Genomic DNA, 14,995 nt, shown 5'->3' on the forward strand with positions numbered 1-14,995 from the left:
GTCAAAACGCGTAGGCCCACGATAGGAAGATGCGCGTCCGGTCGTAGTTCCGTTCGACGAACACGGGCGACCGCCGCCGTGACACCTCGTAGTTCACCGCCACGCGCGTGCGGTTGCGCAAATTATAGCCAACGCTGGCGCCGGCGGCATCCAGGGAGTCGCGCCGGGCCGGAATGCCCTCGCGGTAGCCGTAATCGAAGATCGACTTCGACCCCCGGACCTGGACGTCCACCTCACCGAAGAGCCGGTGGGTATAGGCGAGATTGCCCGAGGTCTCCACGTAGTAGGCCTCGGTCGCGTCGAAGGAATACTGGAGATCCCGGTTCACGCTCAGGCTCAGCCGTCCAACCTCGAGGAAGGGATACGTCACACCCGCCTGGACGGCCATGCCCCGGTACCGCTCAACAAGCGGATCGACCGGCTTGAAATCCCGGTAGGTGACGGCGATGTTGCCCGACACGAGCGCCTCCGCGCCAATGCGAAGCTCGGCAGTCAGCGCGCGGTTGTCGCTGTTGCGAAGGGCAAGGGCTTCGAACCGGTCCTCCTGATAGGCCGCGTAGACGGTCAGCGAGGTCAGCGGCGTCAGGTCGGTCTTCACGCCCAATGAGTAGGTGTTACTGTCGTGGTTGAGCGCGGTGGACAGCTCCACGCCTTCTTCCACGGCGTTGAAGAACTTGCTGCGGTAGCGCGATGCCGCCGCATAGACGAGCTGGTTCGGACCCAGGTCGAAGGCGAAGCCGCCCGACAGTTCCTGTTGGTTGCGGTCGGCGCGGGTATCGATCTCGCCATTCGGACGGGTGCGGCTGCGCGTCTCGCCGCCGCCGAAGAACGGATGCATGCGGCTGATCAGAAAGTCCACGCGGCCCCGGTATTCGTGTCCGACCGAGCGTTCGTTCGTGTAGGTCCGGTAGTAGGCCAACTCGGAACCGGCGTAAAGCGACAGCTTCGCGAACCTGACGACGGAGAACACCGACACGTCAGGCGTGCCGCGGAACACATAGTCTTCCTTGGGGTTGTCGTGTTCGTCGAACACGTTGGAGTCCCAGCCCAGCTCCTCGACGACCAGCCCGGGCGCCAGCTTCACCGGCCCCCAGTTGAACACGCCGCTGGTCGGCTCCGTGGCGGCGAGGGTTTCAGTCAACGGCCCGGCACCGACGTTCTGCGCCGCGGCCAGCCGCGGCCCGGCGATGCACAGGCTCATACAGATCAAGACGCGGCACACGTGGATAAAGCCGGAGTCCCGGACCATCATCGCTTCCCTCCGCTCTTCACATCCGAGGGCCCCGCGCCCGTCACCACGACGAATGAGCCGTCGAGCTCCGGATCCGCCTCCACGCGGAGGAACCGGCCCGAGGCGTCGTACACCAGCCGGCGATTCGCCCGGCCGCTGGAGAACGTGGTATCGAACTCGGCCAGCCGGAGAACGGTCCCCTCGTAGCGGTCCCACCGGTCCGGACGGCCGTCGGCGTTGGTGTCTTCCTCGGCGCGAACCATCACGCCGTCACGAAAGTACTCGCGCCGGTCAATCTGGCGGTCGCGCCGCCGCGAGTGGTCAACCCGGCTCTCGCCCGCGACCGCGCTCACCCAGGTCCACGTGTCTTCGATGCCGTCATTCATGCTCGAGGTCCCTACTCGCGTCAGCGCCGACCGTTCGTCGAAATATTCCCAGCGATCGATCCGGCCGTCGGCATCGGCGTCGGCTTCCCCGCGCAGCGGGCGGTTGCCGTCGAAGAAGGCCCACTGGTCGATGCGGCCGTCGCCGTTCTGGTCCGCGGTCAATTGCACCAGTTGGCGCGTGTAGTTGTCGTAACTGGGAACCGTGAGTCGCCGCTCACCAGCATCGTCGCACGCCAGCGACGTGGCGACTACCAACGCCATCAACGTTCCGGTCGAGAGCCCCTCGCTCCAGCCAAGCATAGCTTCGCCCTCTCAGTTACAGACATAATACGACATTACACGCCAATACATGACTCAATAGGACTAGACATCGACACATTGCCGGTATCCGCCTGGCAGGGAGTCTTATCGGCGCGAGACGCCATGTGCGTAACTGAGAACCAGTGTAGTGGGAAGGAGCGCGCCAGGCAGGCGGCCGCCAGGGGCGCGGCCGGCGCGCCGAGTGGCGAACCGGCCCCTGGCGACGGGCGGCGGGTGGAGGTTACCGGTACCAGCTCCCGTAGTGCGACGAGTTGGAGCACACCCCGCTGGTGTTGTGGTTGTGATTGCTGCCACTGCTGTTCCGGTCGTCACGGTCGTCACCGCTGCGATACCAGCCGTCGTTGTCGTTGCAGCGGCTCGTGCGCGAGTGCTGTTCGTCACAGTCGCGGTCGTGATTGCTGTCGCGATCGCAATCGCTGTTGTGGCGGTGGTCGCGATCGCAATCGCGTTCGCGATCGTCATTGCCGTCGTGATCGCCGTCATGGTCGTGGTCGTCGCCACAGCCGTCGCCGTCGGTGTGGCTCGACACGGTCACCGACACGGTGGCGGTGGCGGCGCCATTGCCGTCGCTGATCGTGTAGCTGAAGCTGGTCGTGCCGACCCAGTTCGAAGGCGGCGTGTACTTGACCGTGCCGTTGGCATACTTCACCACGCTGCCCTTGGCGGGCTGGGTCACGGCGGTCACGGTCAGTGTGTCGCCGTCGGGATCGGAATCGTTCGCGATCACCGAGATCGTCTTCGCGGTGTTCTTCGTCGTCGTCAGGCTGTCGGCGGCGGCGACCGGCGGCCGGTTCCTGTCGAGCACCGTCCAGGTGAAGGTGGCGGTTGCCGTGAGGCCCGAGTCATCCGTCACCGTCAGCGTCACGTCATAGCTGCCGGCGGCCGAATACGCGAGCGTGCCGCCGATTTGCCCGGTGGCCGGGTTGATCGACAAGCCCGGCGGCAGGCCGGCGGCGCTGTAGGTCAGGTCGTCGCCATTCGGATCCGTGCCGACGACCTGCACGGAGGCGGCATCACCCTCGTAGTTGGTCTGGTTCGCCGCGGTTACGGCGGGGGGCTGCAGGCCCCCCGGGCAGCCCAGCAACCCGTTGTTGACGGTGCCCTCGTGGTAGTTCAGGTTCAACGACTCGAGAATGCCGTTGAGCATCGAGATCGAAACGCCGCTCGGCAGCGCGCTGGTCTGACCGCCAATGACCTTGTTGGCCATGACCAGGATCTGGTTGACGCTGGAGCCGGCCAGCGGTCCCGACAGCATGACCAGGTCGCCAAGGCCGGACTTGGTGACGCCCGCCGCGGAGAAGTCCACCGCCAGGCGCAGCGCCAGAAGTTGCGCCGCGAAGTTGCCCGCCGACGAGCTGGTCGGATTGACCGCGCTCGAAGTGAGCACCGCCGGCGTCCCACCCTGCGGCAGGAACACGGCAATCGCCGCCGCGCTGGTGAACTTCAGCGTCTTCGTGCCGCCGATGATCACGAAGCCCCCCGGATACACGCGGGCGAAGTTCGTGGCCAGCAGTTGGCCGGGGTTGTTGCCCTTCGGTTTTGCGCCCCAGCCACCCTGCGAGTAAGTCGTGAAGCCCGAGTTGGTGCACGACTGCGCCGCGGTGATCGTGACGGTCACCGTGGCCGTGGCCGTGCCGCCCTGGCCATCACTGATCGTGTAGGTGAAGGTCACCGTGCCGACGAAGCCGGGCGTGGGCGTGAACACCACGAGGTTGCCGGACGTGGTGACCACGCCCTCACCACCGGTCGGTTGCGTGACGGCGGTGACGCTCAGCGTGCCGCCATCCGGGTCGGAGTCGTTGCCCAGAACGGTGATGCTGACGGGCGCGGCGCCCACCGAACTGGCGGTGTCGTTGGCCGCGACCGGCGGCAAGGTGCCCAGGATGGTCAGCGTGCCTTCAACGAACGTGAGGTCGTAATTCGGTCCGGCGGTCAGTGCGCCCTGACGAATCGTGTAGCCGCCGAGCAGCTCACCGGCGTCGCGCACCAGCGCGCCCGAGAAGCTATCGGTGCCGACCAGCGGGCCACCCGAGGTGATCGTGTAGGTCAACGGCGGGTCGATCAGGCCGAGGAACTTGTTCACCGACGTCGCCGTGACCGTAATCGGCCGCTGGGTAATGGTGAAGGTGCCCGGGTTGCTGGCGAAGATGTAGTTGCCCGACGCGCCTCCCGTGGCCGTCGCCGTCGTGTCGTAGCCACCGGCGGTCTCGCCGCCGACGCGGGTCGTCGTGAACGTGATGCCGGCGACGTCGGCGGCCAACACGCCGGAGTGCGTCGTGGTCAGGGCCGGGTCGGAGGCGCCGTACACCTTGGTGCCGCCGCCGGCGTTGATGACCGCCGGAATGCGGTTCACCACGAGCGTCGCCGGCGCATAGTCGAAGTCGAAATTCGCGTCCTGGCCGCCGCTGCAGGTGATGGTGTAGCTGCCGGCATCGGTGTGGGCCGCGGCCACGGTGCAGGTCGGCGCCACATCGACGTCCGCCGCGGTCGCCCCGTTCGGGAACGGACCATACGCAAAGGCGAAGACCGGCGTCTCGCCGTAGTCCACGGTCACGGCCTGCGCCGTCACCGAGACAGGTGCCTTGGTGATCGTGAAGTTGCCGGTCACCAGAGTGATCTCGTAGTTGTTCAGCGCCTCGGCGGTGCCCGTGGCGGCCGGCGTCGTCACGTAGCCGCCGACATTCTCCCCAGTCGCGCGGCTGACGGACAGGGTGATGTTATCGGCGGCCAGGAATCCGATCGCCGAGACCGCAATCGACGGATCCGGGAACGTGCCCCACACCTTGGTCGCATCACCGGCGGTGACCACGGCCTGGCGGCGGCCGACCACGAAGTTGGCCTCCGTGTAGTGGAGCATGTAGCCGATCGGTAGCGTCAGACCGTACTGGCGAATGACGTAAGTGCCCGGGGCTTCGCCCGCATCGCGGCGGAGAAATCCGTCGAACGTGTCGCCGTTGAGCAGGGCCGGAGTGTGGCTATAAGTCAGCGGCGGGTCGGCTTCGCCGACCAGCCTGCCCAACGCATCCGCCGTCACATAGATATCGAGCGGCCTCACGGACAGGTAGTCCTGGTAGAAGTTCAATTGGTAGTTCGGCCCAGCGGTCAGGGTGCCAATGCTGATCAGGTAGAGGCCCGGAAATTCGCCGGCCGCGCGTGCAGGAGCGCCCGTCAACCTGTCGGAGCCGACCAGGAAGCCGCTGGTAATACGGAAGGTCAACTCCGGTTCAGATCCACCGTAGTACTTCCACTGTGGATCGGGGACCAGTTCGAGCAGCATCGGGACGATCTTCAGCTCCGCAGGAACGACTGTCAGCGTGTAGTTCGTGCCCAGGCTGAGGGTACCCTGCGTGATCGGGTATCCGCCAACGTCATCGCCCGCCGCGCGCGCCAAGCTCCCTTCGAACCCGTCACCGCCAACCAACGCGCCAAGCGCTATGCGATAGGCCAGGGCCGGATCGGCGGCGCCGTAGGATTTCTCCTGGTAATTGGCCGACACGGTGATCGGTGCCGGTGTGACGACCACGGTGGCCGTCGTCGAAGCGCTGTCCACGGCCGCGTCGCCGGCGTAGCTCACCTGCATCGTGTAGGTGCCAACATTCTCGGTCACCGACGGGATGACCACGGTGGCGATACCGTTGCTGAGGGCGGCCGTGACGGTCGTGCCGCCGAAGACGAACGCGACGTCGCCCGTGGCGACGGCCGGCAGCACCGACGCGGTCAGCGTCGTGGTCTCGCCATAGACCACCTGCACGTCGAGCGCCGCGATCGTGGACCGGCTCCGGGCCAGCACGGTGACGGTGCCGGTAACGGTGGTTTCGTTGCCGGCGTGATCGCGGGCCGTGAACGGCCGCGTTGACACGCCGAGGGGAAACTCGACGCCATTGACGACCGGATTGATGATCGTGGCCACGCCCGAGAGCGCGTCGGTGGCCTCGGCCACGAAGACGCCCGGCTCGAGCACGGCGAAGCCGGCACCGGTCTGGACCACTTCGAGGTGCGGCGCAATCACGGTGGGCGCGGTGCGGTCGATGTTCACGACCTTGCCGCCACGCTCCGGATCGTTCGTGCGGTACTCGCCACCGTTGCCGACCAGGTCGGCGTCCAGCCTGACGATGTGGAGATCGCGGCCTTCGCCGACGATGGTGAACTGGCCGCTGATGCGATCAGGCGAGCCGTCACCCATGTCCATGCCCGATTGCCCGTCCAGGACCTGGAAGTCCGCGATGACGTCGCCGACGTACCACTCGGTCCCGAAGTCGGCACTCACCGGATCGCTGTTGACGTTCGCGGGCACCGGCCAGTTGCTGAAGGTCGCGCTCGGCGGATCCATGTCGATCTTGATCGTCACCGCCACCTTGGGGCCGACCGTTTGGTCCGCGGTCACGGGCCAGTAGGTGATCTCGTTTTCGGGGCCAAAGAACGGCACGTCCACGTAGCGAACGTCCGCGCTCAGCGGCGAGGCGTGAGTGCCGGCGCCGTGGCGCTGCATGTCGGAACCGCGGACGAACCACTCGATGCTGGTGACCAGCGGATCGTCGTTCTTGGGGAACAGCCGGACAAACACCCTGCGGTTGAACCAGTCGCCGGTATCGGTGGTTGTGCTGACGGACGCAACCGGGGCGCCGGCGAGCGGCGCCGGGTAGTCGTAGATGAGGTGAGTCGCTTCGCAGGCCAGGCACGTGCCGCGGACCAGCACGGTGACCGGGTCGGCCACCGTGTCTTGCGGCGAGGTCTTGTTGCCGACCGCGGTAATCACGAAGGTCACGCGCTGGCTGGGCGTCGGGTTCGTGTAGGCGAACTCGTACTGCACCCAGCTGCCGCGCGGAATGTCGTTCGGGTCAGCGGTAGTGGCACCAGGCGTCTGCACTGCCGGCGGCAGGGCGTTGACGCTGGTCACGACCACACCCGGTTCGGACGGCGTCACCGTCACGGTCACCTGCTGCACGTCGGCGACCTTTTCGGCCGGTACCGCCACGGCGAAGGCGCCGGTGCCGGAGGTCGGCGTGGTGGCCTGCGCTTGCTCACGAATAATCGCGAGGTCCGCCAGTTCAAGCCGTTGCACCTGGTGGTTCGCGGTGTCGATCTTCAGATACCGCCCGGCCGGATCCAGCCCCTGGCCGGTGCCCCACTGCTCGGCGAGACCGCTCGGCACGCCGTCCAGGTCGTCGCCGGCCGCCGGCACCTCGAACTGGAACTGCGCGACCGGCGGCCCGGCCACCGGGAACGTCATGGTGTAGAACGCCAGGCGGAAGTTGTCGGAGTCGTTGACGACCAGACGGCCGAGGTGATCGATCAGGACCGACGACGGGGTCGCGACCGCGTCGACGGGGGGTAATTGACCCGGCGCGAGGACGGGCGGCTGGCCGACTGAGCCGAGCAGCGCGCCGTCGCGATCGTAAATCACGACGCGGTTGTTGAAGGAGTCCGCCAGGTAGATGTGGTTGCCGGCGTCGATCGTGACGCCCGTCAGAACGCTGAAATGGCCACCCGCCGCCGGGAAGCCAAACGCCCCGCTGGCGCACAAGGAGTCCGGCTCCGTGGCGGCCGGCGCCTGCGTCGGCAGCGTGGCGATCGGATTGAACCCGGTGTCGAGAATCCAGACCGTGCACTTGTAGCGGTCGAGGACGACGATGCGGGCGGCGGGATCGGTGGGCGCGGTCAGCGGAGCGACCGCGGATGCACCGGGCGAAATGGCGACACTCGACGGCACCACGGGGCCGCCAATCAGCGGATGCGCCGGGATCGAGAAATCCGAGGCAAACGAGGCCGAGCCGTCCGGATTGAAGACGGCAATGCGGCCGTTGCCGCCGTCGGCGACGAGCAGGCGGCCATCCGCGTCAACCGCCAGGCCGTTTGGCTCGCGCAGTTGCGAACCCGACAGGCCCGCCGCCGCGCCGGTGCTGTACGAATACGCGCCGGTGCCGGGCTCGCCGTTGCCGATGGGATGGGCAATCGCGATCGGATTGCCTTCGAAGTCCATCGTATCGACGCGATGGTTCATGCGGTCAGAGACGTACACGGTCGGGCCGTAAACGGCGACGCCCGATGGGTAGAACAGCTTCCCGGCCGGCGGCGGCACCATCGACCCATCGGCCGCCTTGCACTGACGCGGCAGGGAGGGGTCATCACCAAGATGCGCGAACGTGCACTCGCCTGGCGCCAACTCCGCGAATGCCGTGGCCAGATCGCCCGCGTTCGACACCCAAATCTCGTTGCCCACCGGATCAGTGGCGATCACGCCCACGTCCATGACGGGGGTCGCAAACTCCGGCGTGCCTGCGACATCGACATTCGGCTGCAGTCGCTGACCGATCGGCGCGATCGTGCGCCACATTTCGCCTTGGGCGGCCGGATCGAAACAGTTGAGTTCGCCGGGGCCGGTGCCGCAAACGCCAACGGGCGGGAGTACCTGTGCAATCACGCCGATGCTGACGGCAGCGGCCGCAGCAGTGAGCAATGCACGAAGAGGAATTCGATTCGCCATATTCACACGTCAGTCTCTGGACAAAAACGCAATAGCCGGAAGGCCCTTAACTCTTCAAAAAAGAATCAATGACTGCGTCAGTGTCATCTAGAGTCATATATAAGATATTGAAATACCCCCAATTTTGTCAAGGGGAAACGGATTTTGGTGGGTGCTGGGAAGACGCGAAATATGCCCCGAAAAAGGCCTGATCCGGACCGCGACAACCGACCTTAAGCCGCGGGATCGTGGGGTTCCGAGTCGAAGGCCGCTTCGCCCCCCCCCGGGTGCTCTCCCCTGACTACTATTCCCCGGATGATGAAGGCCCCCCCGAGGACGGCAATGGCCCCGCCGACCCCAACCCCGGGCCCCGGGCTTCCACCAGCGAACCCGATGGCGATCGCGAGCGCCAGCCCAAATCCGACCACGATAATGCCCACGGAGACGGACCGGCCGCCGGGAGTCCGGTGGCCCGGACCGCCGCGAGCTGCCGGCCGGTGGGCCGATTCCAGCGGAATGTGGCCCCTTTCGATCATCGCCAGCCGCTCACGATGCCGCATCTCCAACTGAAGGGTCCGTTGCCGGAGGCCCAGGTAGATGATGAACACACCCGAGACGATTCCGGCCAGAAACACCGTGGCAATCAGGTTGAGGTCGGACATCAGTTCTCCATTTTCCCTTGTTCGTGACCCTTAGACTCGGTGCGAACCTCGATTGTTTCACCCGAAACAATTTCCCTCCTGTTCCGCTCTAAGCTTCGAGACGGCGAATGAGGGTCCCCCCGGAGCACGAGCTGGTCGAGCGATGCCGGCTGGGCGACGAGGCCGCCTTCCGTGAGTTGGTCGATCAGTACAAAGGCATGGTCTATTCACTGGTGACGCGCAGCGTGCCCAATCGCGCCCGCGCCGACGAGATCGCGCAGGACGTGTTCTTGCGGGTGCACAAGGGACTGCCCTACTTCCGCGGCGAGTCGAAGCTCTCGACGTGGATCTATCGGATCGTCGCCAACGCGCTGGCCCAGGAGCCCCGCGAGCCGCGGGCGATCTCGATTGACGAGGCCGCCGCCTCCGGCGAGCGCGCACCGATTCTGCCGGGCGTGGAAGACCGCGCCTTTGGCGACCTGGTGCTGAAGGACCGCCTCACCAAGGCGATCGCGCGGCTGCCGGCCGGCTACCAGGTCCTCGTGAACGGCCACTACTTGAAGGGCATGCGCTACGAAGACCTGGCCGCGGCGCTCGACCTGCCGATGGGCACGGTGAAGACCCACCTGCACCGGGCCAAGCGGCAGTTGCGACACCTGCTCGAAACGGAGTTGCGGTGAGATGATTTGCGATCGACTGGAGCCGCTGATCGAAGGCTTTGCCGACGGCACCTTGACGCCGTCGGCGGAGGACCTCGCCCACCTCGACGGGTGTCCGGCCTGCGCCGTCCGCCTCGACCTGGCGCGGTCGATCGAGCACTGGCTCGCCGCGCGGCCCGAGGTCCAGCCGCCGGCGGCATTCACTTCCGCGGTGCTCGCCCGGGTCGGCCACGAGCAATGGGAAGCCGAGCGCGTGGTCGATCTCGGCTTCAACCTCGCCGTCGCCGCGGGGCTGCTGATCGTCCTCGCCGGCGCCGCCGGCCTCGCCTGGTCGCTCGGCTCCCTGACCATCACGGTGGACCTCGACGCGTTACGGGACGTCGCGAGCACCGTGCTGGCCGAGCGCGTGCGATCACAGGTACAGACCATCGGCCTGGCCGCCGCGCTGCTGACGATGACGTTGGGGTTGTGGTGGTGGGCGGAAGCCGACCACGTGCTCTGAGGCGCTACGGCGCCGGCCGGGCGGGGGGCCCGGCGATCAACCGCAGCAGGTGGCGGGCCACCATTTCGTTGCCGCGATCGGACAGGTGCACGCCATCGACAAACACCGTGCCGGGTGCCACGTCGGCGCCGGCCATGGGAATGTCGGACAGGTATTGATCGAACACCGACGACAGGTCATGAAACTCGAATGAGGACGGACGCCGCTTGATCACGCTGGCGTGAAAGCCCGGCCGGGCCTCGGCCAGGATGGCGCCCGACGCGCGCAGGTGCCGGTGCAGCCCGGCAACCGGTTGGAACACCGCGATGTAGCGGGCGCCCGCGGCTCGCGACAGGGCCGCGATTTGTTCGAGGTTGGCGAGGTACCTGGCGGCCGCGGCGTCGAGACGCCCGGGGTCGATCGGCGGCGCCGGCGTCTCAGCGAAGATCGCGTGCCGGTATTTTCGGACCCGGTGCATGACCTCGGGCAACACCCCGTCGAGTGTCAAACGTGCTCCCCAGCCTGACGGGTCGTCCACCACGCGTTCGAGCTCGTCGAAATTCTCGGGCGTTCCCGCCGGGTACGGCGCGCCGGTCGCGGGGTGCGCCAGGCTGGCGCCGGCCGCGTCGTTGGCGCCGTCGTAGGTGATGACCAGGGCCGGCCGCCGCCCCGCCACTTCCAGGGCCACGCGGAACAGCTCCTGTGTGGAATTCCACGACGGCACGCCGGCGTTGACGAAGAAATACTCGTTCTGCATCGCGTTCATGTAGGACGTGATCGTCGTGTCATTGGAACTCGCGTAATAGCCAAAGGCGGCGGACCCGCCCAACAGGAACGCCAGCTTCCGTCCGTTCGCATGCGCGGGGCCCGGCTCGCGGAACCCGTCGGCGTCGAGGCTGCAGGTCGGATTGCCGATCGCGACGCGATCGGCCGCGCGCAGCGGAAAGAAGAACAGGTAGTTGGGGTGCAGGTGCTGCGTCCCAAACGGTGCGTAGGCGCGGGTCAGCTCCCCGAGGCGCGAGGTGTCGCGCGCGAAGGCCTCCCGGATGGCGACACGGTACTGCAGCAGGATTTCCACTCCTGCCAGTCCGGCCAGGCCGGCGAGCCCCCACCACGCGGCGTGGGTGAGCACGACCGCTGAGAACCACCGCCCTTGAGGCCGCATCGCCACGTCTACAACGACCAGCGCTTCAAGGTGGAGTGCACGAACAGCCGCTGGCGCACCATCCGGCCGGGATGGCGCGAGAACTTGATCAGGCGGTGAAAGACGTGCTGCAGGCGATCGGTCATGGTGTCGGGATGACCGGCAATCCGCTCGAACACCTCACGCGCGTCGCGGCGCCGGCGCGCCAGCAGGTCGGCCCGGCCCGTGATCGAATCGCCGTGCAGCCGGAACGCGGCGACGAACGCGTCGAGGTCATGGAACACGGCGCCGGTCCGCGCCAGGTTCGCCCACAACTCGGCATCCCAACACAGGGTGGGCTGGGTCCCGAATCCGCCGGCCCGCTCGAACGCGGCGCGCCGGAAGAACGTGGCCGGCTGGATCAGGACACAGGCGCCGTGCCTGAATCGCGTCGGATTCCAGCGGTCGCTGTAGGCCGGCACGCCGAGGTCACCAGCCGGCGTGGCGAAGTAACCATGGCCGGCCACCACGTCCGCCTCCGGATGCGCCACCCACTCACGGGCCATCGTCGCCAGCGCGTCCGGCAGGTGGAAATCGTCGGCGTTGAGCACGCCCAGGATCTCGCCGCTGGCCAACGCGAATCCCGCGTTCAGCGCCGCCGCCGGTCCGCTATCCGGCGTCGAGCGCCAGTGCGCGAGCGAGGGCGCGTAGCGCGACAGGATCTCGACCGTGCCATCCGTGGACCCGCCATCCATCACGATCAACTCGAGGCGCGGGTAGCCCTGCTCCAACACCGAACGCAGGGCCTGCTCGAGGTACGGGCCCTGGTTGAATGACGGCACGACGATGCTGATCGCCGGCCACTCCGCGGGCATGGGCAGAGGCATCTTACGAGGGTGGTGGGAAGGCGGCGTGGGCGTGCCCCGGCCGGCGGATGGTGTTGTTGGCAAAACAATAGCGGCAGAGTTCATGGTTGACCACCTGCCGCTCGGGCTGCACCTCGGCGAGGCGGTACCACGGCCGCGGCGTCGCGCCGCTCTCGAGGTAGCCCGGCCCAACCGGCCGATACATGTCGGGATAGTCGAACACGTCAACGCCCTTCGAGCGGGCGGCGTCGAACACCGGGGGGCCGCAGGTCAGCAGGACCTTTTTATCGAAGTACATCGGTCCCGAACATCCGCACACGCACGGAATCGGCGAGGTGGCGCCACGTTCGGGCAACGCGCGGAACTTCCCCATGCGGTTCACGATCACCTTGCGGCCGTGCACGCGAATCGCCTGCACCAGCTTCGGCTCGAGGTGCGCGGCCTCCGGATAGAAGCTGACGCGGAGCGCATCGATACAGGCCCACGACGCCGCGTCGAGCCGATCGATGCCGAGTCCGTTGGTCTGGATTTCGACCCGGCCTATCGCGGGAGACTGCCGAATCAGGGCGAGGCCCTCCTTGAGGTGCTTCCAGATCAGGGGCTCGCCCGGACCGGTGAGGTCGAGGCGCTCGACGAAGTAGCCCGAGGCCACGGTGATCGACAGGAACTCCCGGAGCTCGCCGATCGACAACTGGTAGTTGGCATGTTCGTAGCGCATCGCCTGGTGGGCGCATGACACGCAATCGTACTGGCACGGCGTGCACACCGCGAGGTGCATGCGCTCCATGATGCGCCGGTGCCGCAGGCGGCGAACACCGCGGACCGTCGCCGTCCGCAGGGCGCCCAGGCGGTTCCATCCCCACCGGGCCAGCTGCCGCGGCAGGCGCCACGGCGATTTGGGATGCCGTGCGTCCGGCCCTACACTAGCGTCCAGATGCATCGTCCGCTTTCGACCATCGCGCAACGGGTCGTGTCCCGCGTGTCGTCGTGGTGGTGGTCACAGTGGTTCGTCCTGGGACGCCTGCCGCTGGTGCGCGAATGGCGTGGCCGCCAGTTGCGACGGCTCGCACCGCTCGCCGGCGGCCGGCCACGGGGAACGGCGATCGTGCGGTACTACTGGGAGCGCTTTCTCGAGCGGCATCGCGCGGATGTCCGGGGACGCTGCCTGGAGATCGGTTCGACCGCGACCCTCACGCGGATCGGCGGCGGCGCGATCCTTCGCGCCGAGGCCCTTGACCAGGCGCCGCGCGACGGCGTCGATGTCGTCGTCGATCTCAGCCGCGCGGACGCCCTGCCGGGCGACGTCTACGACTGCTTCGTGATCCCGTTCACGATGCATTTCATCTACAACAGCGAGGCCGCGCTCTATCACGCCGTGCGCCTGGTGAAGCCCGGGGGCGTGCTGCTGGTCAACTTCCCGTGCGTCGAGTACTACGGCGCCGACGGACTCGACATGGGCACCGGGCAGCCGCTGTTCGTCTTCTGGTGGTTCACGCCGCTGCATGTGCAGAACCTGCTGCGGCGCATCGGGCTGGGCACCGGCGACTTCGAACTGACCATCGACGGCAACCTGTTCTCCCGGGTGGCCTACCAGATGAACATGACCGCCGAGGAACTGACGTCGCGCGAACGCAACCACCGCGACCCCGGACATCCGCTGCTGATTTCCGTGCGCATCGTGAAGCCCGCAGGCTGGCACCCCGAGCCGCCGGCCTGGCGCGAGCCGTGGCTGCCGGCCACCACGCCGATCGCATGGAATGCGGCAACCGGCCACTACCCGCCACAGATGACAGCCGCAGATTAGACACCGATCTGATGGGACGGACTGTGCAAGGGTTCGCCCCTTCCTCTTGGTAGCGGGCGCACATTGTCGAGCAAGCATCGAAGTCCCGGGAAACAATTACGGAAAGATCTGTGTCCAATCTGTGTCTAATCCGTGGCTGTACTTGATCTGTGGCTATCCGTGGCCCTCACCAGGCCGTTCGCCCGCCATCGACGACCAGGTTGGCGCCGGTCATGTAAGACGAGGCGTCGGACACGAGAAACAGCACCGCGCCCTGATACTCGTCCACGCGTGCCATGCGGCCCATCGGAATCCGGTCCGTGAGGTTGCGAACGAAGACGGGATCGTGGCCGGCGAACACGCCGCCCGGCGACAGCGCGTTGACGCGGATGCCGTCCTTCGCCCAGTAGGTGGCCAGGTAGCGCGTCAGGTTGATCAAGCCGGCCTTGGTCGTGGCGTAGGCAGCCGGGGTATTGAACGGTTCGCCGGTGTGCGGACTGCGCGCCCCTTCGTAGATGCGATGGTCCGGGCTGACGGTCCCGACATCCGAGGCAATGTTCAGGATCACGCCTCGCCGCTGCGCCACCATCTGCCGGCCCACCGCCTGGCAGCACAGGAACGCGCCGGTCAGGTTGACGCGCAGCGCCTCGTCCCACAACTCGAGCGGGTAGTCCTCGAAGCGCGCGAAGTAGTCGCGGGCCCTGGCGCCGCCGCCCTGCACGGTCAGCGCCGCGTTGTTGATCAGGATGTCGATGCGGCCGAACCGCGCGAGGGTCTCCTGCACCAGCCGCTCGACGTCGGCCTTGACGGTCACGTCCGCGGCCACGCCGTCCGCGGCCACGCCGGTGGCCGCCGCAATCTCGGCGGCGGCCTGCGTGGCCCGGTCGGCCGACAGATCGGCGAGCACGGGATGGCCGCCGCAGCCGGCGATCGCGCGCGCATGCTGCCGGCCGAGCAGGCCGGCGCCGCCGGTGATAATCGCGACGCGGCCGGTCAGGTCGAAACGGCCGTGCGGTGAAGGACTCTCATTCATGATCAGGC

Annotated in this window: 11 protein-coding genes; 3 read left to right on the forward strand and 8 right to left on the reverse strand. The window is 67.1% G+C overall.

The genetic code is table 11. The annotated features are described in order from the left end of the window. Nucleotide 1: 1 nt before the first annotated feature. The 4 genes from WC815_13900 to WC815_13915 form a co-directional block, all read right to left on the reverse strand. Nucleotides 2–1,201: an outer membrane beta-barrel protein gene (locus WC815_13900; GenBank protein MFA5909868.1), complete on the reverse strand. Its 1,200-nt coding sequence runs from the start codon at nt 1,199–1,201 to the stop codon at nt 2–4. A gap of 47 nt (nt 1,202–1,248) precedes the next feature. Further along, entirely contained in the window at nt 1,249–1,917 is a 669-nt protein-coding gene (locus WC815_13905; GenBank protein ID MFA5909869.1) for a hypothetical protein, read from the reverse strand. Between the two features lie 241 nt (nt 1,918–2,158). Beyond that, a complete protein-coding gene (locus WC815_13910) occupies nt 2,159–8,395 on the reverse strand; it encodes an MBG domain-containing protein (protein ID MFA5909870.1) in 6,237 nt (2,078 codons plus the stop codon). A 239-nt stretch (nt 8,396–8,634) separates the two neighbouring features. Next, entirely contained in the window at nt 8,635–9,063 is a 429-nt protein-coding gene (locus tag WC815_13915; protein ID MFA5909871.1) for a hypothetical protein, read from the reverse strand. A gap of 107 nt (nt 9,064–9,170) precedes the next feature. Here WC815_13915 and WC815_13920 point away from each other — a divergent pair, with 107 nt between their 5' ends. Further along, on the forward strand, nt 9,171–9,722 hold the full coding sequence (locus WC815_13920; protein MFA5909872.1) for a sigma-70 family RNA polymerase sigma factor: 552 nt from the start codon (nt 9,171–9,173) through the stop codon (nt 9,720–9,722). Nucleotide 9,723: 1 nt separating this feature from the next. Further along, a complete protein-coding gene (locus WC815_13925) occupies nt 9,724–10,203 on the forward strand; it encodes a hypothetical protein (protein MFA5909873.1) in 480 nt (159 codons plus the stop codon). 4 nt (nt 10,204–10,207) lie between these two features. Here WC815_13925 and WC815_13930 read toward each other — a convergent pair whose 3' ends face one another. The 3 genes from WC815_13930 to WC815_13940 are packed head-to-tail and all read right to left on the reverse strand — an operon-like array spanning nt 10,208 to nt 13,111. Beyond that, complete coding sequence (locus WC815_13930) at nt 10,208–11,347, reverse strand: SGNH/GDSL hydrolase family protein (GenBank protein MFA5909874.1); 1,140 nt, start codon at nt 11,345–11,347, stop codon at nt 10,208–10,210. Between the two features lie 8 nt (nt 11,348–11,355). Next, complete coding sequence (locus WC815_13935; GenBank protein ID MFA5909875.1) at nt 11,356–12,180, reverse strand: glycosyltransferase family 2 protein; 825 nt, start codon at nt 12,178–12,180, stop codon at nt 11,356–11,358. A 13-nt stretch (nt 12,181–12,193) separates the two neighbouring features. After that, on the reverse strand, nt 12,194–13,111 hold the full coding sequence (locus WC815_13940) for a hypothetical protein (GenBank protein ID MFA5909876.1): 918 nt from the start codon (nt 13,109–13,111) through the stop codon (nt 12,194–12,196). Between WC815_13940 and WC815_13945 the strand changes: the two genes are divergently transcribed. Further along, complete coding sequence (locus WC815_13945) at nt 13,106–13,975, forward strand: hypothetical protein (protein MFA5909877.1); 870 nt, start codon at nt 13,106–13,108, stop codon at nt 13,973–13,975. The genes WC815_13940 and WC815_13945 overlap by 6 nt on opposite strands. Before the next feature lie 166 nt (nt 13,976–14,141). On the opposite strand, the gene WC815_13950 is transcribed toward WC815_13945, so the two are convergent. Further along, nucleotides 14,142–14,987 carry an SDR family oxidoreductase gene (locus tag WC815_13950; protein ID MFA5909878.1) on the reverse strand — a complete coding sequence of 282 codons (846 nt, stop codon included), beginning with the start codon at nt 14,985–14,987 and terminating at the stop codon, nt 14,142–14,144. Between the last annotated feature and the right edge of the window lie 8 nt (nt 14,988–14,995).

Source organism: Vicinamibacterales bacterium (genome assembly GCA_041659285.1).
Classification (GTDB): Bacteria; Acidobacteriota; Vicinamibacteria; order Vicinamibacterales; family UBA2999; genus 12-FULL-67-14b.

Bases quoted from the DNA above. Each gene is read 5' to 3' on its own strand.
- WC815_13900 (MFA5909868.1), bottom strand. From the start codon at position 1,201: ATGAGCCTGTGCATCGCCGGGCCGCGGCTGGCCGCGGCGCAGAACGTC.
- WC815_13905 (MFA5909869.1), bottom strand. From the start codon at position 1,917: ATGCTTGGCTGGAGCGAGGGGCTCTCGACCGGAACGTTGATGGCGTTG.
- WC815_13915 (MFA5909871.1), bottom strand. From the start codon at position 9,063: ATGTCCGACCTCAACCTGATTGCCACGGTGTTTCTGGCCGGAATCGTC.
- WC815_13920 (MFA5909872.1), top strand. From the start codon at position 9,171: ATGAGGGTCCCCCCGGAGCACGAGCTGGTCGAGCGATGCCGGCTGGGC.
- WC815_13925 (MFA5909873.1), top strand. From the start codon at position 9,724: ATGATTTGCGATCGACTGGAGCCGCTGATCGAAGGCTTTGCCGACGGC.
- WC815_13930 (MFA5909874.1), bottom strand. From the start codon at position 11,347: ATGCGGCCTCAAGGGCGGTGGTTCTCAGCGGTCGTGCTCACCCACGCC.
- WC815_13935 (MFA5909875.1), bottom strand. From the start codon at position 12,180: ATGCCCGCGGAGTGGCCGGCGATCAGCATCGTCGTGCCGTCATTCAAC.
- WC815_13945 (MFA5909877.1), top strand. From the start codon at position 13,106: ATGCATCGTCCGCTTTCGACCATCGCGCAACGGGTCGTGTCCCGCGTG.
- WC815_13940 (MFA5909876.1), bottom strand. From the start codon at position 13,111: ATGCATCTGGACGCTAGTGTAGGGCCGGACGCACGGCATCCCAAATCG.
- WC815_13950 (MFA5909878.1), bottom strand. From the start codon at position 14,987: ATGAATGAGAGTCCTTCACCGCACGGCCGTTTCGACCTGACCGGCCGC.